This window comes from Streptomyces sp. MCA2 (assembly GCF_023544705.1).
GTDB lineage: Bacteria > Actinomycetota > Actinomycetes > Streptomycetales > Streptomycetaceae > Streptomyces > Streptomyces decoyicus.
Genome location: NZ_JAMJFM010000027.1, coordinates 41,577 through 63,934, shown reverse-complemented (window position 1 = coordinate 63,934; position 22,358 = coordinate 41,577). Strand labels below are relative to the sequence as shown.

The window sequence follows — 22,358 nt, the reverse complement described above, 5'->3', positions numbered from 1 at the left end:
GGCCGAGGAACGATCGGTGACGGCGGTGGGGAACGCACAGTGCTGCGATGCGCGTCTCATCGTGAGGTGAGCCACGCGGCACCGTGGGGGACTCGCGTAGTCTGACGTCCCTACTCGCTTGTGCCGCCGGTTCTTCCCGGGGCGTTTTCGCGCCCTGATCCGTGGCCGCGAGAGCATGACTGGAGGTGCTGCATGTCCGGGACGACCGCGTCCGGCAGTGGACGGACGGCTGGTGTTCCCCGGCTCACAGGCGGCGGTGCGAATCGCTGGACCGTGCTGATCGTGCTCTGCGTCAGCCTGCTCTTCGTCGCGCTGGACACCACGATCCTCTACGTCGCCGTGCCCTCCGTCACCGAAGATCTGCGGCCGGGCCCGGTGGAGCTGCTCTGGATCGTCGACGTCTACCCGCTGATCGCGGCATCGCTGCTGATCCTCTTCGGCACCCTCGGCGACCGTGTCGGCCGCCGGCGCATCCTCCTTCTCGGCTACGGCCTCTTCGGCCTGGCCTCGGCCGCCGCCGCGCTCGCGCCCAACCCGCAGATCCTCATGGTGGCCCGCGCCCTGCTCGGCATCGGCGGCGCCATGATCATGCCGGCGACGCTGTCGATCCTGCGGCAGGTCTTCCCCGACCGGCGCGAGCGCGCGGTCGCCATCGGTGTGTGGAGCGCGGTGGCCGCGGTCGGCGCCGCGGTCGGTCCGGTCCTCGGCGGCTTCCTCGTCGAGAACTTCTGGTGGGGGTCGGTCTTCCTCATCAACATCCCGATGATGGCCGCGATGCTGCTGATAGGCCGGTGGCTGCTGCCGGAGTCGCGCGGTGAGCGCAACGGCCCCTGGGACGTGATCGGCGCGATCGTCGCGGCGCTCGGTGTGCTGGGCATCGTCCTCGGCGTCAAGCGGATCGGCAGCGGCGAGCCCGTGGTGGGCCTGACCACGCTCCTGCCCATCGTCCTCGGCATCCTGCTGCTGGTCCTCTTCGTACGCCGGCAGCGTCGGCGCGAGCACCCGCTGATCGATGTGCGGCTGTTCGCCCGGCCCGCCTTCGGCACCTCCGTCACCTGCATCGTGCTGGCCATGCTCGCCCTGGTGGGCCTCCAGCTGATCGCCGTCCAGTACCTCCAGCTCGTCCTCGGGCTGAGCCCGCTGGAGACCGGGCTGCGGATGCTGCCGCTGGTCTTCGCCGCGATGGCGGCCGGGCTGACCGGCTCGAAGATGCTCCAGGCGCTCGGCCCGCGCGCGATGGTCTCGCTCGGCTTCGTGCTGACCGCCGTCGCGGTGCTGTGTCTGACGGCGATGAGCAGCCAGGACCGCCCCTGGCTGCTGTCGTTGGGCTTCGTGCTGCTCGGCTTCGGCTTCCAGTCCACGCTGTTCGGGGCGTACGAGTCGATGCTCAGCGAGGCGCCCGCCGAGCAGTCGGGCGGCGCCGCCGCGATCGGGGAGACCTCCTACCAGCTCGGGGCCGGTATCGGTGTCGCCCTGCTCGGCAGCGTCATGAACGCCGCCTACGCCCCGGGCCTGACGCATGTCGACGGTGTCCCCAAGCGGGTCTCCGCCTCGGCCGCGCACTCCCTAGGCGAGGCCTACAAGGTGGCCGCCGGTCTGAGCGAGGGGGCCAAGGCCGCGCTGCGCGAGACGGCCCGGGAGGCCTTCGTCCGCGGGCTGCACATCACCCTCGTCGCCAGCGCCGTGCTGCTGCTGGTCGGCGCGGGGATCGCGCTGCGGCTGCCGCGCCGGGCGGCGGACTCCACGGAGCGGGCGGAGGCCGACGGGGAGCCTGCTCCGGGCGACCACCCGGCCGGCGCCGGCCGCGGCAACGGCGAGCCCGCCCCGGCGAGCTCCGGTCGCTGACCCGGGGTTTCTCCTTCTTGTGTGTCCCCGGCCCGCCGCGCGGCGGTGACTCTTGCCGCGCGGCACCGCGGGCCGTACCGTCGGAAGCGAAATAACTACCACTGCTAGTTTTTCGCGCTGAACCCGCCGGAGGCCCCGCCATGTCCGCAAAGCCGTCCCCAGAGTCCGCAGCACCGTCGAAGGTTCCGCCCTTCGACCCCGGCGACCCCCTGGGCCTCGACGACCTGCTGACCGACGAGGACCGGGCGGTCCGTGACACGGTCCGCAGCTGGGCCGCCGACCGTGTCCTGCCGCAGATCGCCGACTGGTACGAGCGCGGCGAACTGCCCGGCATCCGTGAGCTCGCCCGCGAGCTGGGCTCCCTCGGCGCGCTCGGGATGTCCCTGACCGGCTACGGCTGCGCGGGTGCCTCCGCCGTCCAGTACGGGCTGGCCTGTCTGGAGCTGGAGGCCGCCGACTCCGGCATCCGCTCCCTGGTCTCCGTCCAGGGCTCGCTCGCCATGTACGCGATCTGGCGCTTCGGCTCCGAGGAGCAGAAGCAGCAGTGGCTCCCGGGGATGGCGGCCGGCGAGATCATCGGCTGCTTCGGTCTGACCGAGCCGGACATCGGCTCCGACCCCGCCGCGATGCGGACCTACGCCAAGCGCGACGGCGGGGGAGACTGGGTGCTCAACGGGCGCAAGATGTGGATCACCAACGGCTCGGTGGCCGGGGTCGCGGTGGTCTGGGCCCGTACCGACGACGGCATCCGCGGGTTCGTGGTCCCCACCGACACCCCCGGGTTCTCGGCTCCCGAGATCAAGCACAAGTGGTCCCTGCGGGCCTCGGTGACCAGCGAACTCGTCATGGACGAGGTACGGCTGCCGGCCGACGCGGTGCTCCCGGAGGTCACCGGACTGCGGGGCCCGCTCGGCTGTCTCAGCCACGCCCGCTACGGCATCGTCTGGGGCTCCATGGGGGCCGCCCGCGCCAGCTTCGAGGCGGCGCTGGACTACGCGAAGACACGGGAGCAGTTCGGCAAGCCCATCGGCGGCTTCCAGCTCACCCAGGCCAAGCTCGCCGACATGGCCGTCGAACTGCACAAGGGGATCCTGCTGGCCCATCATCTGGGGCGGCGGATGGACGCGGGGCGGCTGCGCCCCGAGCAGATCAGCTTCGGCAAGCTGAACAACGTACGGGAGGCGATCGAGATCTGCCGTACGGCCCGGACGATCCTCGGCGCCAACGGGATCTCGCTGGAGTACCCCGTCATGCGGCATGCGACCAACCTGGAATCGGTGCTCACCTACGAGGGCACCGTCGAGATGCACCAGCTGGTGCTGGGCAAGGCGCTCACCGGTCTGGACGCCTTCCGGTGAGGGGCCTCGCCCGCTGACGCCGGTCGCCGCACTGTCCGGGGGCCCGCACACCGGTGGCTGCCGGTGCGGGCCCTGGGGCCCCCGGCCGGGAACACGCGGGTCGCGCTCAACTCTGGTTGAAGAAGCCGCCGTTGCGGTGGGCGCGGGCCTCGCCGCTGACGACCTTGTAGTCGGCGGGGGTCAGCAGGAACACCCGGGTGGCGACGCGCTCGATCGAACCGCGCAGACCGAACGTCAGACCGGCCGCGAAGTCCACCACCCGCTTGGCGTCGGAGGACTCCATGGACGTCAGGTTGACGATCACCGGGACGCCGTCCCGGAAGAGCTCGCCGATGCCGCGGGCGTCCCGGAAGCTCTCCGGAGTGACCGTGGCGATGCGGGTGCCCTGGTCCTGGGCGGCCTCGTCGGCCACCAGGACCCGGGGGTCGGTGACCCAGGGGCTGTTGCCCGAGTCGCCGGCATCGGGTCCCTCGGCGTAGTCGTCGTCGTAGTAGCGCTCGTCATCACTGTCGTCGACGAGGCCAAGCCAGGCGCTCGCCTTGCGCACCGATCCCATTGACGCCTCCTCTCACCCGCGGTGTCTGTGTGTGTACCCCTATCGTCGTCCATCAGGCCGACAGTGTGCCAAGTGGATAGCCGCCGCACGGGGGGTTCGTGACACATCTGGTGCAAAGAGGGTGGCGCGGCATCAGCTTACGCGCCCCGTAAGGAAACTGACAGTACGAATAACATCACGGTCGGTACGTGACCCTGCGTCGACGTCAAGCGGTCAGCGGAAGGCGGACCCAACCCGGGGGTCGGTTCGTGCGCGGACCAGGGCACTTGCCTCTTGTCCCGGGTCCCCCGGTCAGCGGATCTCCGGCGGGCTGATCCGCGAGGTCGTGAGGGCCGAGGGGCCGGTGCCCCACTTCTTCAGGATCCGGTCGTAGGTGCCGTCCTTCTTCAGGTGGTTGACCGCGGCCTGGACGGCGGGCGCCAGCGGGGTGCCCTTCTTGAACGCGAAGCCGACGTCCAGCCGCTTGAACTCATTGAGGAACCGCAGGCCCGGCTGCTGCCGCACGGCGTAGCGCAGCCCGTTGATGGTGCTCATCACCACATCGGTGCGGCCCTGCTGGAGCGAGATCCACAGGGCGCCCTGTTCGGCATAGGTCTTGACGTCGTACGGCTTCTTGCCGGCCTCGGCGCACCGCTGCCGGTACTCCTCCAGCGTCGCCTCGAAGGTGGTGCCCGCACCGGTGGCCACCGTCAGCCCGCACAGCTGCCGCAGCGAGCCGACCTTCTTCAGCGGGCTGTCCTTGCGGACCGCGAAGCCCTGGCCGTCGTTGATGTACGTCACGAAGTCGATGGCCTTGCGGCGCTCGTCGGTGACGCCGAAGTTGCCGGTGCCCACGTCGTATTTGCCGCTGCCGAGGGCCGGCAGGATCGCCTCGAAGCTCGCCACCTCGCGGTCGATCTTCAGGCCGAGGACCTTGCCGACGGCATCCGCGAAGTCGATGTCCTGGCCGGCCAGGGTCTTGCCGTCGGCCAGATAGGTGGCGCCGGGCGGGGTGCCGACGCTGGTGGCGAGGGAGAGGCTGCCGCGTGCGCGGACGTCCGCGGGGAGCAGTTTCGCCGCGGCCGGGTCCTTGCGCACGCCCGAGACCACGTTCGTCGTGGGGATCTTGTCGTCGGCGGCCGACGGGCCCGCGGCCCCGGCCGCGCCCGACGGGCCGCCCGAGCCGCAGGCGGTGAGCGCCAGGGCCGCGGCGGCCAGGACCGCGGCGGTGCGCAGGGCGGTGGTGCGGGGCGTGGTGAGGCTCATGGCTGCGGGATCTCCAGGTGCTTTTCGAACGGCAGCGGGCCGATCGACTCCGGGGCGGCGGACAGATCGAACAGGGGGCGGTAACCCGCCGCGAGATAGAGGCCCTTGGCCTCCGGCTGGCGGGGGCCGGTCGTCAGGAAGACGCGGGTGCAGCCCCGGCCGGCGGCCTCCCGCTCCAGGGCGTCCAGGACCCGCCGGGCAAGCCCGCGCCTGCGGTGCGCGGAGTGCGTCCAGATGCGTTTGAACTCGGCGGTGTGTGCGTCGTAGCGGCGGTAGGCGCCCCCGGCGACCGGGCTGCCGTCCTCCAGGAGCAGCAGGAACGCGCCCCCGGGCGGGGCGAACTCCTCGGCGGGGTACTCCTGGCTCAGATCGACGGGCTTCTCGTACCGGGTGCTGTATTCGTGGGTCAGTTCCTCCAGCAGGGGACGGGCCAGCGGATCGTGGACGGTGGTGTGCCGGATCGTCAGGCGGGTGGTCGGCGGTGGACCGGGCGCCGCGCTCACCGGACCGCCTCCGTGACGGGCCGGGGCACCGGGGCCGCGGCGGCGGACGGCCACGGGAGGGTGTCCGGCAGCTCATGGCGCAGCTGCGGCAGCACCTCGGCGGCGGTCAGCCGCAGGACGTCGGCCTTGCGGGGGAACGGCAGTCCGGCGCTGTCCACGGAGAAGAACTGGAGCGCGTGGCCGTAGGCGGCATGCTGCTGGAGGATCTTGCCGGCGATCCGCTCCGGCGAGCCCACCAGCGCCGGGCCGTGGTCGGCGGCGTCGTCCAGGGAGCGGAAGGGCGTGTTGTTGCCCGGTACGTCGCGGGCGGCGACGGCCGCTTCGTAGTACGGCGCGAACTCCCGGCGGGCGGTGCGGTCATCGGCGGCGGCATAGAGCGTGCCGCCCGAGGCGACCAGCGCCGCCGAGGGATCGTGACCGTAGTCCGCCCAGCGGGCGCGGTAATGGTCGATCAGCTTGGCGTAGTTGGCCACCGGCTGGATGACATTGGCGGCGAAGACCGGGTCGCCCCACAGGGCGGCCAGCTCCACCGAGCGTTCGCTGGTGGCGCTGCCGTGCCAGACGGTGGGTGGCTGCTGGTGCGGACGGGGGAGCGTGGTCGCGCCGTCGAGCGGGGGCCGGAAGCGGCCCGACCAGGTGACCTGCTCCTCGCTCCACAGCCGGCGCAGCAGCTCGTAGTTCTCCTCCTGCAAGGCGTACTGGTCGTCCGGGTCCCGGCCGAAGAGCCGCCAGGGCTCGGGGGCGTTGCCCTTGCCGATGGTCAGCTCCAGCCGGCCGCCGGAGAGCTGGTCGACGGTGGCGTAGTCCTCGGCGACGCGTACCGGATCGAGGGCGGACAGCACGGTGACGGTGGTGAAGAGCCGGATGCGGTGCGTACGGGCGGCGATCGCGCCCAGCACCGCGGGCGGCGAGCTGGACAGGAACGGCGCACCGTGCCGCTCGCCGACGCCGAAGGCGTCAAACCCCAGCTCCTCGGCCAGAACGGCGAGTTCGACGACCTCCTGGAGGCGGTCGTGCGGGGTGAGGAGGCGTCCGGACAGCGCGTCCGGGACGTTGTCGATCAAAGTCATGACACCGAAGCGCATACTGCGCCCTTCTTCGAGCATGCCGAAGGAACAACAGGACAGGGACAGCCGGGGTGAAAGGGGCTGCGGGGAAAGGGAATTGCGGTGGGGCGAGGGGAGGGTGCGCCGGACGGCGGCGCGAGGTGTGAAGGCGCGCGGTTGACGGAAGAGAAGGAACCGCGGAACGGCCCGGCCTTACCGGCGACGGGCTTCAGGGCAGGGCGTCAGCTCAACAGGACGACGACCACACACGACCGAAGTCGATGTGGTCGCGGGTGACCAGCCGCTGCCAGAGATACATGCGGCTAAGTGGAACAGGCATCCGTTTCCGCGTCAACCAGGAAGTGATCCCTCGCTCACAGTGCGGACAGCCTTGACAGCGAGGCGTGTTCACCCCATAGCCTCAAGAACCGGTCGTGCTGAGGGGCACGGCCCGTTCCGCCTGTGTGAAGGCGCTCTACTCCCGTGCTCGCTCTCGGCACCCACGGAGCCTTCGCATGCCTTCCGACACCCTCGCCGCCCGCGCCGCATCCGCCACGGTTCCGCCTGACGACGGCACGGACCGCACCGCCCCCCGGATCGTGCCGCGCCGCCGCACCGGCCAGTGGGCCGCGGCCGCCGCCGTGCTGGTCCTGCTGGCGCTGGCCCTCCGCTCCGTCGTACGCAACGACGCCTTCCAGTGGGACGTCGTCGCCGACTACTTCCTGACCACCGCCGTACTGCGCGGCCTGGGACTCACCCTCTGGCTGACCGCGGCCGTCATGGCGCTGGGCTTCGTGCTGGGCACCCTGCTCGCGACGATGCGGCTGTCCGCCAACCCGGTCCTGCGCGGCGTCAGTTGGGGATACGTCTGGCTCTTCCGGTCGATGCCGGTCCTGGTGCAGCTGCTGTTCTGGTTCAACATCGGGGCGCTCTACCCGACGATCCTCGGGATCAAGACCGTCCATCTGCTCGGCCCGGTCACCATCGCCCTGATCGGCCTCACCCTGCACGAGGCCGCCTACGCCGCCGAGGTGGTCCGCGGCGGCATCCTCTCCGTCGAGACGGGGCAGCTGGAGGCGGCCCAGTCGCTGGGGCTCGGCGCCTGGCGGCGGCTGCGGCGCATCGTGCTGCCCCAGGCGATGCGCTCCATCGTGCCGCCGGCCGGCAACATGCTGATCGGCACCCTCAAGGGCACCTCCATCGTCAGCGTCATCGCCGTCCAGGACCTGCTCTACTCCGTCCAGCTGGTCTACCACCGCACCTACCAGGTCATCCCGCTGCTGCTGGTCGCCACCCTCTGGTACATCGCGGTCACCTCCGTGCTCGGCGTCGGCCAGTACTACCTGGAGCGGCACTACGCCCGCGGTACGGCCGGTGCCCGATGAGCCGGTCCACGAGCCCGGCCGGCCGGCCGTCCGTCGTGATCGTGGGAGCCGGACCGCGCGGCACCGGGCTGATCGAGCGGATCGCCGCCAACGCCCCCGAGCTGTACGGCGACACGCCCCTCGACCTGCATCTCGTCGATCCCCACCCGCCCGGCGGCGGCCGTATCTGGCGGGCCGGCCAGTCGCCCCTGCTGTGGATGAACTCCACCGCCGAGGACGTCACCATGTTCACCGACGAGACCGTCGAACAGGACGGTCCGGTGCGGCCGGGGCCCTCGCTCGCCGAGTGGGCGCGCGCGGTGCGCGACGGCGAGATCCCCGTCGCGCCCGGCCCGGCGGAGGCCCTCGGGTCCCTCGGGCCCCGCGACTTCGCCGGCCGGCGGTTGCAGGGCGCCTATCTGAGCTGGGTGTACGAGCGGTCGGTGGCCGCGCTGCCGCCGGCCGTCACCGTCCATGAGCACCGGCGGCGGGCGGTACGGGTCTCGGGCTCGCGCGACGGCCGGCAGCAGGTGCATCTGGCGGGCCGCCCCGCACCCCTCACCGCCGACCTCGTGGTGCTCACGCTGGGACATCTGGAGGCCGAACTCAAGCCGGATGAAGGCGAGTTGACGGACTTCGCGGCCCGGCACGGACTGACGTATCTGCCGCCGGCGTTCACCGCCGACAGCGAGCTGAGCGCACTGCGGCCCGGTGAGCCGGTGCTCGTGCGCGGCTTCGGACTGGCCTTCGTCGACCTCATGGTGCTGCTGACCGAGGGCCGCGGCGGCACCTACACGACCGGCGCCGACGGGCAGCCGGTCTACCGGCCCTCGGGGCGCGAGCCCGTCCTGCACGTCGGATCACGGCGCGGAGTGCCCTACCACTCCAAGATCGGCTACGAACCGGACGGCGAACGGCCGCCGCTGCCCCGCTTCTTCGGGCCCGAGCAGGTCGATGCGCTGCTCGCCAGGCCCGACGGGTTCGACTTCCGGCGCGACGTCTGGCCGCTGATCGACAAGGAGCTGGGCTTCGCCCACTACCACCGGCTGTTCACCGCCCACCCCGGTCGCACCCGGATGAACTGGCCGGACTTCGAGGAGAAGTACGCCGTCGCCGACCCCGGCAGCGCCGCCCTCCAGGCCCTGGTCGGCGCCGCGGTCCCGGACCCCGCCGACCGTCTCGACCTGGAGGCGCTGGACCATCCGCTGGACGGGCTGCGCTACCCCGACGCCGAGGCGCTGCAAGACGGGCTGCGCGGTTATATCGAGGCCGACCTGGCCCGCCGTCACGACCCCGCACACAGCCCCGACCTGGCGGTGTTCCTCGCGCTGCTGTCGGTCTACGGCCAACTGGTACGGATCGGCGACCGCGGCCCCTGGTGGCACGGGTTCTTCAGCTATCTCGCCTCCGGCCCGCCCGGACCGCGGCTGCGGCAGCTGCTCGCGCTCTCCCGGGCCGGGGTGGTCCGCTTCCTCGGCGCCGGCACCACCGTCACCGCCGATGCGCGGCGCGGGGTGTTCCGCGCGGAGAGCGCCAGTGTGCCGGGGGAGTCGGTCGAGGCCCGGGCACTGGTGGAGGCGCGGCTGCCGGCGGCGACCGTCGAGCACACCCGCGACGCCCTGCTGCGCGCCCTGTACGCCGACGGCGCGGCCACGACCCCCACCGGGCTCCTGGCGGTGGGCCCCGCCGACGGCCGGGTCCTGGACCGGGCCGGCCGCCCCCTGGTTCTCGGCCCCGCCCGGACAGGGAGCGGCCCCCACCACCCGCGCCTCTTCGCCCTCGGCCCGCACACCGACGCCCGCTCCGGCGGCGCCTTCGCCCGGCCCCGTACCAACGCACCCGCCTTCCGGCAGAACGACGCCACCGCGCGGGCGCTGCTCACCTTCCTGCGGGACCGGGCCGCCCCGCCCGCGCCCCGGCCCGCCGCCTCCCTCGCCCGCCCCGCTCCCATCCCCGAGGACTCCCATGCCCCTGACCAGTGATCCACCCGTCGAACAGGCCGTTTCCGAACAGGCCGTTTCCCAGCAGGCCGGGCCGTCGCCGGCGGACGACCCGGCGGCCCTGAAGGTCGTGCCCGTACGCCACCCCTGGCGCTGGGCCGCGATCGTGGTGACAGCGGTGCTGATCGCGCAGTTCGTGCACGGTCTGGTCACCAACCCCGCCTGGGAATGGGGGGTGTTCGCCCAGTTCTTCACCGCGGAGACCGTGCTCAGGGCGGTCTGGGTCACCCTTCAGCTCACCGTCTACGGCACCGCCCTCGGCTTCGCGCTGGGCATCGTGCTGGCCTTCATGCGGCTGTCCGCGAGCCCCTTCCTGCGCTGGGTCGCTTTCGGCTACATCTGGGCCTTCCGCTCCATCCCGCTGATCGTCCAGCTGCTGTTCTGGTTCAACCTCGCCTATCTCTACAAGCGCCTGGACTTCGGTATCCCCTTCGGCCCCGGCTTCGTGCACGTCGACACCATGGGCCTGGTCGGTGCGATGGGCGCGGCGGTGCTCGGGCTGGCGCTGCACCAGGCCGCGTACGCCGCCGAGATCGTGCGCGGCGGGGTGCTGGCCGTGGACGGCGGACAGCTGGAGGCGGCCGCCGCGCTCGGCATCCCCCGGCTGCGGCAGCTGCGCCGCATCGTGCTGCCCCAGGCGGCACGCTCGATCCTGCCGAACGCCACCAACGAGGTCATCTCCCTCTTCAAGGGCACCTCGATCGTCTCCGTCATGGCGATCGGCGAACTCTTCTACCAGGTCCAGGTCATCTACGGACGGAACGGCAGGGTCGTGCCCCTGCTGATGGTCGCCACCGCCTGGTACGTCCTGCTGACCACCGTGCTCTCCGTCCTCCAGTACTACGTCGAACGCCACTTCTCCAAGGGAGCCACCCGATGAGCGCGCAGGGCGCGATGGTCGAAATCCGCTCGGTCCACAAGAGCTTCGGCTCGCTCGCGGTGCTCAACGGGGTGGACCTCCAGGTCCGCACCCGTGAGGTCACCGTCGTCCTCGGCCCGTCCGGTTCCGGGAAGTCCACCCTGCTGCGCACCATCAACCACCTGGAGAAGGTCGACAGCGGCTCGGTGAGCGTGGACGGTGCGCTGGTCGGCTACCGGAGGGCCGGCAACAAGCTCTACGAGCTGCGCGAACGAGAGATCCTCCGGCAGCGCACGGAGATCGGCTTCGTGTTCCAGAACTTCCACCTCTTCCCGCATCTGACGGTGCTGGAGAACATCACCGAGGCGCCCGTCGCCGCGCTCCGCAGGCCGAAGAAGGACGCCGGCAAGGCCGCGCGGGCGCTGCTCGCCCGGGTCGGGCTCGCCGACAAGGCGGACGCCTACCCCAGGACGCTCTCCGGCGGCCAGCAGCAGCGCGTCGCCATCGCCCGTGCGCTCGCCCTGGAACCCAAGCTGCTGCTCTTCGACGAGCCGACCTCGGCGCTCGACCCGGAGCTGGTCGGCGAGGTTCTCGACGTCATCAAGGACCTGGCGCACCAGGGCACCACGATGATCGTCGTCACCCATGAGATCGGCTTCGCCCGTGAGGTCGCCGACACCGTCGTCTTCATGGACGACGGACGGATCGTCGAACAGGGCCCGCCCGGCGAGGTCCTCGACCGTCCGCGCCATGAGCGCACCAAGTCCTTTCTCTCCAAGGTCCTTTGAACATGAGGAGTCATCCGTTGAAGCGCCGCCGTACCCTGACCGCAGCCCTGGTGCTCGCCGCCGGCTCCGTAGCACTCACCGCCTGCGGCGGCACCGCGGCGTCGGGCGGGAACAGTGTGAATGCCGCCGCCGGGGGCCGGGGACCGAAGATCAATATCGGTCCCGACCAGCACCGCATCCACGGCACCAAGGACCCCGAGAGCGCCGCGCTGGTGCCCGCCAGGGTCCGTGAGACCGGCGCCCTGCGCATCGGCGTGAGCGCCGACGGCAGCCCGCCGCTGACCTTCCACGCCACCGACGACAAGACCCTCATCGGCGTCGAGGAGGACATCGCCACCCTGGTCGCCGACACCCTCGGCCTCGAGCCCCGCTTCGAGCCGCTGTCCTGGGAGAACCTCTTCGTCGGCCTGGACAGCGGCAAGCTCGACGCGGTGTTCTCCAACGTCACCGTCACCGAGGAGCGCAAGGACAAGTACGACTTCGCCACCTACCGGCTCGACCAGCTGGCGATGGAGGCGAAGAAGGGCAGCGGATGGAAGGTGCGCGGCCCCAAGGACGTGGCGGGCCGGACCATCGCGGTCGACTCCGGCACCAACCAGGAGAAGATCCTGGTCGACTGGAGCAAGGAGAACGAGAAGGCCGGCCGCAAACCGGTCGACATCAAGTACTTCCACAAGCCCTCCGACACCTATCTCGCGCTCCAATCGGGCCGTCTCGACGGCTTCTTCGGCCCGAACCCGACCGCCGCGTACCACGTGAACACGGCGGGACAGACGGAGATCACCGGGACCTTCTCCGGTGGCGGCGACCGGGTCCGGGGCGAGATCGCCGCCACCACCAAGAAGGACAGCGGCCTGGTCAAGGCCTATGCCGCCGCACTGCGGAAGGTCATCGACAACGGCCGCTACGGCAAGGTGCTGGCACGCTGGGGCCTGACCGGCGAGCAGCTGAAGACCTCGCGGATCAACCCGCCCGGCCTGCCCAGGACGGCCGACTGACCGGCGCCGACTGACCGGCGCCGCCGAGGACGGCACCGTCACGGCCGGCTTCCACCGCACCCTGCTGCCGCCCTGTGCGTTCGCCGACCACTTCCCCGGTCCCTTCCCACCGCCCGGCAACCCACTGCCCGTCGCCCTGCCGGCCGGGGAACGGAACCGCATCGTCCACCGATCCGTCCAAGGGCCGACCGAGGGGGTCAGCGCCGCCCCGGCAGCCGTCAACGCGGCTGCCGGGGCGGAGTGCTGCGGGTGGTGGGGCCATGAAGAACGTGTATCCGGCACAAGACATTCGTGTGGCCCTCTTGCGCTGCGGGGGTGGTGCGCCCGAAACTCCGCTCAGCGCTTGTCAGGGGCACGCTGAAAATGAACGTGCGGATTCCCGCGTGCCCTTCGGCTGCGCCTCACGGGCTGCCCACCGGCGGCCCCCCGATCCCCCTCGGAGGAATCAGTGAGGAACGAGCGCACCACCCCCCGCAGCGGCGTTGCGAGACGCACCCGGCTGATCGCCGTGGCGTCCGGACTGGTGGCCGTCGGAGCCATCGCCATCCCGAGCGCCAACGCCCAGGACCCCGCCCCCGCACAGACGTTCAGCGCCACCCAGCTCACCGCCGTCGGCAACGCGGTACGCGCGGCGGATGTCGCGGGCACCGCCTGGCGGGTCGACAGCAAGAGCCACACCCTGGTCGTCACCGCCGACCGCACGGTCTCCCAGGCCGGGATAGCCAAGATCGAGCGGGCCGCCGGCAGCAATGCCGACGCGGTCCGTATCGACCGCATCGCGGGCACCTTCCGCAAGTTCATCTCCGGCGGCGACGCCATCTACGCCCCCAGCTGGCGCTGCTCACTGGGCTTCAACGTCCGTAGCGGCAGCACCTACTACGCCCTGACCGCCGGTCACTGCACCGACGGCAACCCGCCGTGGACCACCGGGTCAGGTGCGAGCATCGGCCCGACCGCCGGCTCCAGCTTCCCCGGCAACGACTACGGCATCATCAAGTACACCGGCTCGGTCTCCCATGAGGGCACGGTCGGTGGCCAGGACATCACCAGTGCCGCCACCCCGAGCGTCGGCCAGACGGTCACCCGCCGCGGCTCCACCACCGGCACCCACAGCGGCAAGGTCACCGCGCTGAACGCCACCGTCAACTACGGCGGCGGCGACGTCGTCTCCGGACTGATCCAGACCACCGTCTGCGCCGAGCCCGGCGACAGCGGCGGCCCGCTCTACTCCGGGAGCACGGCGCTCGGCCTCACCTCGGGCGGCAGCGGCAACTGCTCGTCCGGCGGCACCACGTTCTTCCAGCCCGTCACCGAGGCGCTGAGCGCCTATGGGGTGAGCGTCTACTGACGCCGGCCGGCTGACTTCCCTGCGGACCGGTCCCCGCGCGCGCCGGGGCCCGTACGGAGGGACATCCGCGCCGACCGCCGGGCCCGGCTCCGGCAGCACGAGGGCCCCCGTCCGCCGGCGGACGGGGGCCCGGTCGCGTCCGGTGTGAGCCTCGACCGCCTTCCCGGGGCGGGCATACCATGGTAAATGACGTGATTCGGACGGCGTACGGCACATGTCAGGAGCCGTGATGGTCGAAGAACTGGTGACGGCCGGGGTGGCGCTGGCCTCCGTCGGTGCCGTGTATCTCGTGGCCGCGGCGCGCGTGGTCAAGCAGTACGAACGCGGTGTGGTGCTCCGGCTGGGCCGACTGGCCTCCGAGGTGCGCGGGCCGGGATTCACCATGATCGTTCCGGGCGTCGACCGGATGCGCAAGGTCAATATGCAGATCGTCACGATGCCGGTGCCCGCCCAGGAGGGCATCACCCGGGACAACGTGACCGTCCGGGTCGACGCGGTCGTCTATTTCAAGGTCGTGGACGCCGCCGACGCCGTCATCCGGGTCGAGGACTACCGCTTCGCGGTCTCGCAGATGGCGCAGACCTCGCTCCGGTCGATCATCGGCAAGAGCGAACTGGACGATCTGCTGTCGAACCGGGAGAAACTCAACCAGGGCCTGGAGCTGATGATGGACAGCCCGGCCATCGGCTGGGGGGTGACCGTCGACCGGGTGGAGATCAAGGACGTCTCGCTGCCGGAGACGATGAAGCGGTCGATGGCCCGCCAGGCGGAGGCGACCCGGGACCGGCGGGCCCGGGTGATCAACGCCGATGCCGAGCTCCAGGCCTCGAAGAAGCTGGCCGAGGCGGCCGCGGCGATGTCCGACCAGCCCGCGGCGCTGCAACTGCGACTGTTGCAGACCGTGGTGGCGGTGGCCGCCGAGAAGAACTCCACCCTCGTCCTGCCCTTCCCCGTGGAGCTGCTGCGGTTCCTGGAGCGCTCCGGACTCCAGGCCCAGGCGCAGACCGCGGCGGCCGAAGCGGAGCGGGACGTCGCGCAGCGGCCGGCCGCCGCGGCGCCCGAGGCCTCGCACGGGGCCGTCGAGGAGGGCGCCCTGACGCCCGAGCTGGAGGACCTTCCGGAGGCGGAGGAGCTGCCGTAGCAGCCGGAGTGCTGATAAGTCCGTGATGTCCCTCTGATCGCCGTAAATGCCTGTTGATGTGGGTACTTACGGCGATCTCTGCTGTGCGGGGGCCGGTTCCCGGCCGGTGCTTTCCGGCCAGCTATAGTCCTCACACGTTGCCGTCCGCCGAGCGCCTCGCGTGCCTGCTGATGTCCGTGCCCGGGACCGAGGTGTGCGGACATGGGTGTGACCGTCGTGTGGCGAAAATGTGAACTCCCGCATGGGGGACCGGAACTCGGTCTTGTGCGCGAGTGAGGCGGATGGGAATACTCTGCTCCGCGCATTGGCATGGACGCGCCTCCCCCGGGACGTCGGGGCGGACCCGTTCGTGCCCTGACTCCTCACTCTCCGGGCCCGGGCAACTCCCCACAGTTTCCGGGCTCTTCCCCCCACGGAGGCTCCGGCTTGAAGCACCGTCGCATACCCAACCGGCGCGTCATCGTCGCAGGTGCGGGAGCCCTTGCGCTCGCCGCCACCGCCACTGTCACCCTCGCCAACGCCAACGCGTCCCAGGCCCCCGCGCCCACCCCCGCGCTCGCCAAGCTGACGTCCGCCGCGGCGACCACCCTCGCCTCCCACCTCAAGACGGACACCGCCGGTGCCTTCTACGACGCCAAGGCCAAGAAGCTGGTGGTCAACGTCGTGAACAAGGCGGCGGCCCGCGCCGTACGGGCAAAGGGGGCGGAAGCCAGACTTGTCGCCCATACCTTTGCCCAGCTGGACTCGGCCCGGCAGACGCTGAAGTCGAAGGCGACCATCCCCGGTACGTCCTGGGGCATCGACCCGCAGAGCAACAAGGTCGTGGTCACCGCCGACCGTACGGTCAAGGGCACCAAGCTGGACCGGCTCACCAAGGTCGCCAAGAGCCTCGGCAGCAAGGTCGAGGTGCGCCACAGCAAGGGTGAGTTCAAACCCTTCATCGGCGGCGGCGACGCGATCTGGGGGAGCGGCGCCCGTTGCTCGCTCGGCTTCAACGTCGTCAAGGACGGCCAGCCGTACTTCCTGACGGCCGGCCACTGCGGCAACGACATCAAGAGCTGGTCCGACAAGCAGGGCGGCTCGGCGATCGCGACCACCGAGGACTCCAAGTTCCCGGGCGACGACTTCTCCCTCGCCAAGTACACGGGCGACACCGCGCACCCGAGCGAGGTGAACCTCTACAACGGCAGCACGCAGAAGATCACCAAGGCCGCGGAGGCCACCGTCGGTGAGAAGGTGCAGCGCAGCGGCAGCACCACCCAGGTGCACGACGGCACCGTCAAGGCGCTGAACGCCAGCGTCAACTACCAGGAGGGCACGGTCGAGGGTCTGATCCAGACCGACGTCTGCGCCGAGCCCGGTGACAGCGGCGGCGCGCTCTTCGACGGCGACACCGCGCTCGGTCTCACCTCCGGCGGCAGCGGCGACTGCTCCCAGGGCGGCGAAACCTTCTTCCAGCCGGTCCCGGAGGCCCTGAAGGCCTACGGCGCGGAGATCGGCTGACGCGCGCGGCGATCGGCTGACCCGCGCGGCGGACCGCACCGCTCGGCGTACGGCGCCGGCTCCCGGACGTACTCGGCGTCCGGGGGCGGCACCGGCCCGGTGGCCGCCGCACGCGACGATCCCCGGGCACCGCCCTCCGGTGCCCGGGGATCTCAAGCCGGACCGGTCAGAAGTTGAAGACCGAGTCGCTGTCGTTGTTCATCGCGCAGGGGTTGGCGAAGGTGTAGCTGTACGAGACCCGCTTGCCCTGCCACACACCGTCGGCGGTGACCACGAGGGGGTTCCACTCCTTGGTGCACAGCCGGTCCGAGGTGGCGCCGGTTATCGCGTTGAAGTCACCGGCCACCGCACGCAGTTGGGTGCAGGCGGCTTTCGCGTACGGGTGGCTGCCCCTGGCCCCCGGCATACAGCTGAGCGTCACGGCGCGCTGCACCGTGGCGGTCGCACGGCTTTCGCCCTGGCCCACCGTCAGCACCAGTTCCGTCGGGGCGTACAGGCCGCCGGTCCGCGTCGGCTGCGCCGGTGCGGCGGCCTGTGCGGTGGTGGCCAGCGTGCCCAGGACCAGTGCCGCGCCGAGCGCGACCGCCCCAGTGATGTACCGCATGACGAACACTCCCTTGCTCGAAGGTGCAGATACCGGTCGGGAGTCTGGCCCAACCGCATCCCGAAAGCATCCTGAGCGGGCACAAGGCGATCGCTTTGAGTCATTGCGCGAAAGCTGAGAGTAATGGCGCGAACGAGCCGGAGGCGGTGCGCGGCGACCGGGTGAAGCGGGGTGTGCGGCCAGCGCGGATGTCGCTCCGGTCATGCTCCTGGCAAGGGACATCCGGACCCGGAACGAAGAAATCCGGCCGCCGACCGGCCGTTCGGGCGGGTTTCGATCTCCGGCGATTGGCTGAAGAGAGGGGCCGGAGGGTCCCTCCGTGCTGCCCGATGCCTCCGACGAGGTAAGAACCGGCCACCGGCGGGTCGCCTTACCGGCCTGGCGTCCGTTGGCTCGCCGGGGCGATGCCCGCGGTTACGCCGGCCCGGTGCCCCGCCGTTCTGCCGGTCCTGGGCCCTCGTTGAGGTGCTCCCCGTGCAGCGCTACCGGCCCGGGTGCGTGCCGCCCCGGCCCGCGTTCTCCCCGCCCGCCGTCCTGCCCGCAGCCCCCTTCGTCCCGTCGAGCTGCGGCAGCCCGGCCGTGAGCGCCCGCATGTACCGCGTCACCAGCCCGGCGGGGCCCTGCGGCCCCTCCGGCGGCCCGTCTCCCGCCGCCCACTCCTCCACCGCGACCCGCATCGCGGTGTTCGCGGCGGCCGCGGCCAGCCGTGTCTCCAGCGGTCCCGTGCCGGTCAGCCGGGCCAGGACCGGCATCAGAGCCTGCTCGCTGTCGTGGTGCACCCGATGCCAGACCGCGCGCAGCGCGGGATCGTCCGGCATCACCCGCAGCAGCCCCCGGGTCCAGTTCAGCGCCTCCGCGGCCGGCCCGTCGGCGGGGGTCAGTGACCGTCGGGCCGTCCGCTCCAGGGTCTCGCGTACGGGGGGTGCGTCCGGGCCCGCCGGTGCGGCGCCCAGCTCGTCGATCCACTGCCGCACCCCGTCGGCGAGCAGCGGCGCCACCGCGTCCTCCTTGGTGCGGAAGTAGCGGTAGAAGGTGCGCAGCGCGACCCCCGAGGCGCGTGCGATGTCGTCGGCGGTGACGGCGGTGCCGCGCTCCGCGAACAGGGCCGCCGCGGTACGGGCGATCTCCAGCTGGGTCTCGGCCTTGCGCCGCTCGGTGAGCGAGGGGCGGGGGAGCGCGGCGGAGCGGGGTGGCGGGGTCGGCATGGCGTCAGTGTACGGAGCATCATGCCGAAGTGGCATGTATGGCAAAGTTGGCACGATGTGCCATGCGCAACGTACCGTGCTCGGTGCTCGGGTACCTCAAGAACGGAGCTGGACCATGAACCGCTTTGACGGCCGCCGCACCCTGATCACCGGAGCCGGTTCGGGCATCGGCCAGGCCACCGTCCACCGGATCCTCGCCGAGGGCGGCCGGGTGGTGGCGGCGGACATCGACGCGGCGGGTCTGCGGGTCACCGCCGACCGTGCCGCGGCGGACGGTACGGCCGGGCGGCTGGAGACCACGGTGCTGGACATAGCCGACGAGACGGCGGTCCGCACCGCCGTCGCCACCGCGGTGGCCGGCCTCGGCGGTCTGGACGTCCTGATCAACGCGGCCGGGATCCTGCGCGCCTCGCACACCCACGAGACCGGCCTGGACGACTTCAACGAGATCATCTCGATCAACCTGACCGGCACGTTCCTGATGATCCGTGAGTCGCTGCCCGCGCTCCTGGAGGGCCGGGCGCCGGTCGTGGTCAACTTCAGCTCCACCTCCGCCTCGTTCGCGCACCCGTACATGTCGGCGTACGCGGCGAGCAAGGGCGGCATCCAGTCCATGACGCATGCCATCGCGAGCGAGTACGGCAAGCAGGGGCTGCGCGCGGTGTGCGTGGCGCCGGGCTCCATCGCCAGCGGCATGACCAGCGGCGGCGTGCCGGGGCTGCCCGAGGACGCTGATATGAGCCTGTTCAGCAAGCTCATCCCGGCGATCGGTGAGGGCTTCGCGAGCCCGGAGACGGTCGCGGGGGTCATCGCGATGCTCGCCTCGCAGGACGGTGCGTTCATCACCGGCACGGAGATCCGTATCGACGGCGGAACGCATATGTGAGCCGGCCGCACTCCCCGTCGAACAGCTCGGTCACCGCATCGACGACCTCACGCTCTACCTGTCCGACCTGGTCACCCAGCCTGATCCAAACGACAGGCCCTAGCCGGCCCTCTTGGCCTGAACGTCTTCGGCTGTCACGGCCTTACCACCGATTGCCCATTCGCCACTGGGCGTCTCGGTGACCACGACATGAGTCACCGGTCGCAGCGCCTCACCTTCGATGGCGATCAACGCCTCGGAGACATCTTCGACCATCTTCTGCTTCTCTTCGGGGGTGAATACCCCTGCGATCACCTTGATGTCGATGAAGGGCATCGGATGCCTCCCACGTGATGGTGAGATCCGGCCGTCATGCCGCTCCGGTTCGCCCGGTTAACCGTCCAGCCTGACGGTGATGTCAACCGCTGCTTGCGCTGGCATGTTTCTCCCAGTCTCGCAGATCGACTCCGGTGACGTGCGGGAGCACGGAATCGGCCACATGACAGGCTGCTCAAGAGACGCTCCTGCCGTAAGTGACCGTCGCCGTTGATGTCAGACCTGAATGTTGGAAGGGCATCACCTCCGAAAATCCGGAGGTGATGCCCTTCTGAATTGGTGCCCCGGCAGGATTCGAACCTGCGGCATCCGCTTTAGGAGGGTGCTCCGGTGATCACGGTGCTGACCTGGGCTGGGCCCAGCCTGCGGGGTCACCACGCCGACCGCCCGCCGAAGTCCGCCGCTGTCCCCCGTGCCCCTGCCATCTGGCACGGATCTGGCACAGCCCGGTACAGTCGATCGCATGATCTCGGACCCCGGCAAGAGTCCAGACACACTCCGGGAGTTCACAGCAGAGGGCGTGGAGGCCGTGCTCCGCGAGGCGTGCGAAGAGGCCCGGATCGACGCGACCGGGGCGGAACTGCTGCGGCTCGGCTCGAACGCGGTGTACCGGCTGTCGGCTGCTCCAGTGATCGTTCGCATCGCGCGTGATCTCGATGCGGCAACCGAGATGGAGCGGGCTCTCCAGGTAGCCCGCTGGCTTGAGTCGCAGGACTACCCGGCAACGAGAGTGCTGCCCGGCGTGCCTCAGCCGCTGTCGGCCAGCGGCAGAGTCGTCACGTTCTGGGAAAGCGCCCAGGACCGCGAGGAGTACGCGACGGTGACCGAGCTGGCAGACCTGCTGCGGCGGCTGCATTGGCTTGAGGAGCCGGAGTCGTTGCGTCTGCCGTACTTCGATCCATTCGCCAAGGTGTGGTCCTCGTTCGAGGCACTCGATGGCGTGTCGGCAGACGACGCGGCGTTCCTGGAGCAGCGGGCTCGGCGACTGGGCAAGGAGTACGACCGGCTGGACTTCGTGCTGCCGTACGGACTGATTCACGGCGACGCCAACATCGGCAACGTGCTGCGGGACCGCAGCGGCCGGGCCATCGTGATCGACCTGGACGGCTTCTGCTTAGCACCGCGAGAGTGGGATCTGATCCTCACGGCGATCTACTACGACCGTTTCGGCTGGCATGGCCGGAGTGATTACGAGGGCTTCGTCCACCACTACGGCTTCGACATCATGAACTGGCCCGGCTACTCGGTGCTGGCCGATGTCCGTGAGCTGATGATGGTGCTGTGGATGGGCCAGCAGGTCGGCAGCAGCGAGAAGTCTGCCGCCGAGTTCAGCCGTCGGATGCATGCGCTCCGTACCGGGGGCAGCCGCCGGGACTGGAGCCCCTTCTGACTTGACGGCTACGAAGTTGTCAGCGCTTGCCCGCTTGCGATCCACAAACGGTGCTCCGCGGCCTGCTCGTGGAATTCGCGGACGGCGGTGGTAGGCCCTGACACCGCGAGGTGTTGGCGGAACTCGGCGAGGTAGGAGACGCATCGGGCGGACCTGAGCTGTTCTCCGAGATCAAGGGCGTCCAGGGCGACGTTGCAACCTTCCTCGGCGTCGCCGGCGTGGAGGTGGGCGTCGGCCAGGACCATGGTGGCGAAGAAGTCGCTGCGGACGTGGCTGCCGCTCATGGCGTTTTCCGCGTGGGAGACGGCCTGACGAGCGCTGCGCACGTCACGGAAACAGTGGGCGGCTTCCGCTGCCAGTTCGGCAGCGTCGAAGTAGGTGATCCACTCGGGTTCGTCGTCCGTGTTGCAGCTCTCCAGCGCCTCGGCGGCTGCGGCGAGCGCACTTTCGCACGCGTGCCGGTCACCTGTGCGTGCCAGCGCCCGAGCCTCCATCGCGTGGAACTGCGCTCGCAGGGTCGGAGTGGCAACAGCGGAGATACCCATCAGGGCCGCGCGAGCGAGAGTGGCAGCGTGGGTGAACTGGCCCAGGAACGTGGCCTGGTGGCTCATCGCGGACAGGATGCTGCCGGCCAGGCGCCGGTCATTGCCGTCCTGAGCGAGCCTGAGCGCCTGGAGAAAGTACCGCTGCGCAAGTCCGTGGCGGCATGCGTCGTATGTCATCCAACCTGCCAGCAGGGTGGCTTCGGCGACGGTTGAAAACAGGACGCGCCCCACCAACTCGGTGTACCGGCCGGAGAGTAGAGGCGCTACGTCCCGGCTGAGGTACTGGATCACGGACTGTCGAGCATGGTCTCCGCCGAACCGGTCATCGAGCTGGGCGAACATGTCGCAGGTCGACTTGATCACCGCGACGTCGGCGAGGCCCACACGCGGCCCTCGATCACCCATCGCCTTGGGGAATGCTGCCTCCGGTGCAACAAGCCACCGTAACGACGCTTCACTCCACGCGGGCTCGGATGTCTGCGCCTGAAGCAGGGGGTCATAGCCGTTCAGGTCTGCCCGCCAGAGGCGATCCACGTTCGCAATGGCAGCGTCGGGGCTGGCGGGGTAGCCGGCGTCCAGGAGGGCGGAGTCTTGGCCGGTGAGGTGGCCCAGCCCCAGTTCAGCAGAGGACATCCCCAGGGTTTCGCACACCACCGGGCCGTAGAACTCATCCGGAGCGCTGTGGCCGTTCTCCCAACTGGCGATGCGCCGTTTCACGCTCGCATCGACTGGGAGCGACTGGCCATGACGAGTGGCGACTTGGCGTATTTCATGGACCAGCCGGGCCTGACTCCAACCGCGACTCTTCCGGGCGTGCAGCAGGAGAGGCCCGAACGACATCATCGGCGTCGATTCCGTG

The 22,358-nt window shown here is 70.6% G+C and carries 20 protein-coding genes and 1 pseudogene; 13 read left to right on the top strand and 8 right to left on the bottom strand.

Features of this window, described 5'->3' with window-relative positions:
• The first annotated feature begins 192 nt into the window (after positions 1-192).
• Positions 193-1,845: an MFS transporter gene (locus M8I34_RS22535; protein ID WP_250051746.1), complete on the top strand. Its 1,653-nt coding sequence runs from the start codon at positions 193-195 to the stop codon at positions 1,843-1,845.
• A 140-nt stretch (positions 1,846-1,985) separates the two neighbouring features.
• Positions 1,986-3,203: an acyl-CoA dehydrogenase family protein gene (locus M8I34_RS22530; RefSeq protein ID WP_244415717.1), complete on the top strand. Its 1,218-nt coding sequence runs from the start codon at positions 1,986-1,988 to the stop codon at positions 3,201-3,203.
• A gap of 106 nt (positions 3,204-3,309) precedes the next feature.
• Here M8I34_RS22530 and M8I34_RS22525 read toward each other — a convergent pair whose 3' ends face one another.
• From M8I34_RS22525 to M8I34_RS22510, 4 genes are all read right to left on the bottom strand, one after another.
• Positions 3,310-3,759, bottom strand: coding sequence for a cell division protein SepF (locus M8I34_RS22525; RefSeq protein ID WP_250051744.1), 450 nt, complete (start codon positions 3,757-3,759; stop codon positions 3,310-3,312).
• Positions 3,760-4,050: 291 nt separating this feature from the next.
• The gene (locus M8I34_RS22520) at positions 4,051-5,004 is read right to left on the bottom strand and encodes an ABC transporter substrate-binding protein (protein WP_250051741.1); all 954 of its coding nucleotides are present in this window, start codon (positions 5,002-5,004) and stop codon (positions 4,051-4,053) included.
• Positions 5,001-5,507, bottom strand: coding sequence for a GNAT family N-acetyltransferase (locus M8I34_RS22515; protein WP_250051739.1), 507 nt, complete (start codon positions 5,505-5,507; stop codon positions 5,001-5,003). The genes M8I34_RS22520 and M8I34_RS22515 overlap by 4 nt, the downstream gene beginning before the upstream one ends.
• Positions 5,504-6,577 (bottom strand): LLM class flavin-dependent oxidoreductase, encoded by a 1,074-nt coding sequence (locus M8I34_RS22510; RefSeq protein ID WP_308372557.1) that lies wholly within the window; start codon positions 6,575-6,577, stop codon positions 5,504-5,506. The genes M8I34_RS22515 and M8I34_RS22510 overlap by 4 nt, the downstream gene beginning before the upstream one ends.
• A 491-nt stretch (positions 6,578-7,068) precedes the next feature.
• On the opposite strand from M8I34_RS22510, the gene M8I34_RS22505 reads away from it, so the two are divergent.
• The 9 genes and pseudogenes from M8I34_RS22505 to M8I34_RS22465 all read left to right on the top strand — a co-directional run bounded on the left by M8I34_RS22505 (position 7,069) and on the right by M8I34_RS22465 (position 16,554).
• A complete protein-coding gene (locus M8I34_RS22505; RefSeq protein WP_250051734.1) occupies positions 7,069-7,938 on the top strand; it encodes an amino acid ABC transporter permease in 870 nt (289 codons plus the stop codon).
• The gene (locus M8I34_RS22500) at positions 7,935-9,899 is read left to right on the top strand and encodes an FAD/NAD(P)-binding domain-containing protein (protein ID WP_250051732.1); all 1,965 of its coding nucleotides are present in this window, start codon (positions 7,935-7,937) and stop codon (positions 9,897-9,899) included. The genes M8I34_RS22505 and M8I34_RS22500 overlap by 4 nt, the downstream gene beginning before the upstream one ends.
• Positions 9,883-10,797, top strand: a complete 915-nt coding sequence (locus M8I34_RS22495; protein WP_250051730.1) for an amino acid ABC transporter permease — start codon at positions 9,883-9,885, stop codon at positions 10,795-10,797. Before M8I34_RS22500 ends, M8I34_RS22495 begins: the two co-directional genes overlap by 17 nt.
• Positions 10,794-11,564 carry an amino acid ABC transporter ATP-binding protein gene (locus tag M8I34_RS22490; RefSeq protein WP_284050652.1) on the top strand — a complete coding sequence of 257 codons (771 nt, stop codon included), beginning with the start codon at positions 10,794-10,796 and terminating at the stop codon, positions 11,562-11,564. The genes M8I34_RS22495 and M8I34_RS22490 overlap by 4 nt, the downstream gene beginning before the upstream one ends.
• Before the next feature lie 17 nt (positions 11,565-11,581).
• Positions 11,582-12,562: an ABC transporter substrate-binding protein gene (locus tag M8I34_RS22485; RefSeq protein ID WP_250051728.1), complete on the top strand. Its 981-nt coding sequence runs from the start codon at positions 11,582-11,584 to the stop codon at positions 12,560-12,562.
• Between the two features lie 22 nt (positions 12,563-12,584).
• Positions 12,585-12,725 (top strand): annotated as a pseudogene (locus M8I34_RS22480) (DUF1684 domain-containing protein); the annotation flags it as partial.
• A gap of 285 nt (positions 12,726-13,010) precedes the next feature.
• Positions 13,011-13,910 (top strand): S1 family peptidase, encoded by a 900-nt coding sequence (locus M8I34_RS22475; protein WP_250051726.1) that lies wholly within the window; start codon positions 13,011-13,013, stop codon positions 13,908-13,910.
• Between the two features lie 229 nt (positions 13,911-14,139).
• Positions 14,140-15,051, top strand: coding sequence for a slipin family protein (locus tag M8I34_RS22470; protein ID WP_250051724.1), 912 nt, complete (start codon positions 14,140-14,142; stop codon positions 15,049-15,051).
• Between the two features lie 426 nt (positions 15,052-15,477).
• Positions 15,478-16,554, top strand: a complete 1,077-nt coding sequence (locus M8I34_RS22465) for a S1 family peptidase (RefSeq protein ID WP_250051722.1) — start codon at positions 15,478-15,480, stop codon at positions 16,552-16,554.
• Positions 16,555-16,720: 166 nt separating this feature from the next.
• On the opposite strand, the gene M8I34_RS22460 is transcribed toward M8I34_RS22465, so the two are convergent.
• Complete coding sequence (locus M8I34_RS22460) at positions 16,721-17,158, bottom strand: subtilase-type protease inhibitor (protein WP_250051720.1); 438 nt, start codon at positions 17,156-17,158, stop codon at positions 16,721-16,723.
• Positions 17,159-17,640: 482 nt separating this feature from the next.
• Entirely contained in the window at positions 17,641-18,363 is a 723-nt protein-coding gene (locus tag M8I34_RS22455; RefSeq protein WP_250051718.1) for a TetR/AcrR family transcriptional regulator, read from the bottom strand.
• Positions 18,364-18,478: 115 nt separating this feature from the next.
• Between M8I34_RS22455 and M8I34_RS22450 the strand changes: the two genes are divergently transcribed.
• Positions 18,479-19,249, top strand: a complete 771-nt coding sequence (locus M8I34_RS22450) for an SDR family NAD(P)-dependent oxidoreductase (RefSeq protein WP_250051716.1) — start codon at positions 18,479-18,481, stop codon at positions 19,247-19,249.
• A gap of 99 nt (positions 19,250-19,348) precedes the next feature.
• On the opposite strand, the gene M8I34_RS22445 is transcribed toward M8I34_RS22450, so the two are convergent.
• On the bottom strand, positions 19,349-19,564 hold the full coding sequence (locus tag M8I34_RS22445; RefSeq protein ID WP_030990167.1) for a tautomerase family protein: 216 nt from the start codon (positions 19,562-19,564) through the stop codon (positions 19,349-19,351).
• Positions 19,565-20,027: 463 nt separating this feature from the next.
• On the opposite strand from M8I34_RS22445, the gene M8I34_RS22440 reads away from it, so the two are divergent.
• The gene (locus M8I34_RS22440; RefSeq protein WP_250051714.1) at positions 20,028-20,954 is read left to right on the top strand and encodes a phosphotransferase family protein; all 927 of its coding nucleotides are present in this window, start codon (positions 20,028-20,030) and stop codon (positions 20,952-20,954) included.
• 8 nt (positions 20,955-20,962) lie between these two features.
• Here the strand turns inward: M8I34_RS22440 and M8I34_RS22435 are convergent, their stop codons facing one another.
• The gene (locus tag M8I34_RS22435) at positions 20,963-22,216 is read right to left on the bottom strand and encodes a hypothetical protein (RefSeq protein WP_250051713.1); all 1,254 of its coding nucleotides are present in this window, start codon (positions 22,214-22,216) and stop codon (positions 20,963-20,965) included.
• Between the last annotated feature and the right edge of the window lie 142 nt (positions 22,217-22,358).

What these genes read in the sequence shown, in the direction of transcription:
- M8I34_RS22520 (WP_250051741.1), bottom strand. Translation starts at nt 5,004, where the DNA reads ATGAGCCTCACCACGCCCCGCACCACCGCCCTGCGCACCGCCGCGGTC.
- M8I34_RS22440 (WP_250051714.1), top strand. Translation starts at nt 20,028, where the DNA reads ATGATCTCGGACCCCGGCAAGAGTCCAGACACACTCCGGGAGTTCACA.
- M8I34_RS22530 (WP_244415717.1), top strand. Translation starts at nt 1,986, where the DNA reads ATGTCCGCAAAGCCGTCCCCAGAGTCCGCAGCACCGTCGAAGGTTCCG.
- M8I34_RS22490 (WP_284050652.1), top strand. Translation starts at nt 10,794, where the DNA reads ATGAGCGCGCAGGGCGCGATGGTCGAAATCCGCTCGGTCCACAAGAGC.
- M8I34_RS22470 (WP_250051724.1), top strand. Translation starts at nt 14,140, where the DNA reads ATGGTCGAAGAACTGGTGACGGCCGGGGTGGCGCTGGCCTCCGTCGGT.
- M8I34_RS22445 (WP_030990167.1), bottom strand. Translation starts at nt 19,564, where the DNA reads ATGCCCTTCATCGACATCAAGGTGATCGCAGGGGTATTCACCCCCGAA.
- M8I34_RS22450 (WP_250051716.1), top strand. Translation starts at nt 18,479, where the DNA reads ATGAACCGCTTTGACGGCCGCCGCACCCTGATCACCGGAGCCGGTTCG.
- M8I34_RS22525 (WP_250051744.1), bottom strand. Translation starts at nt 3,759, where the DNA reads ATGGGATCGGTGCGCAAGGCGAGCGCCTGGCTTGGCCTCGTCGACGAC.
- M8I34_RS22460 (WP_250051720.1), bottom strand. Translation starts at nt 17,158, where the DNA reads ATGCGGTACATCACTGGGGCGGTCGCGCTCGGCGCGGCACTGGTCCTG.
- M8I34_RS22500 (WP_250051732.1), top strand. Translation starts at nt 7,935, where the DNA reads ATGAGCCGGTCCACGAGCCCGGCCGGCCGGCCGTCCGTCGTGATCGTG.
- M8I34_RS22510 (WP_308372557.1), bottom strand. Translation starts at nt 6,577, where the DNA reads ATGACTTTGATCGACAACGTCCCGGACGCGCTGTCCGGACGCCTCCTC.
- M8I34_RS22495 (WP_250051730.1), top strand. Translation starts at nt 9,883, where the DNA reads ATGCCCCTGACCAGTGATCCACCCGTCGAACAGGCCGTTTCCGAACAG.
- M8I34_RS22455 (WP_250051718.1), bottom strand. Translation starts at nt 18,363, where the DNA reads ATGCCGACCCCGCCACCCCGCTCCGCCGCGCTCCCCCGCCCCTCGCTC.
- M8I34_RS22535 (WP_250051746.1), top strand. Translation starts at nt 193, where the DNA reads ATGTCCGGGACGACCGCGTCCGGCAGTGGACGGACGGCTGGTGTTCCC.
- M8I34_RS22505 (WP_250051734.1), top strand. Translation starts at nt 7,069, where the DNA reads ATGCCTTCCGACACCCTCGCCGCCCGCGCCGCATCCGCCACGGTTCCG.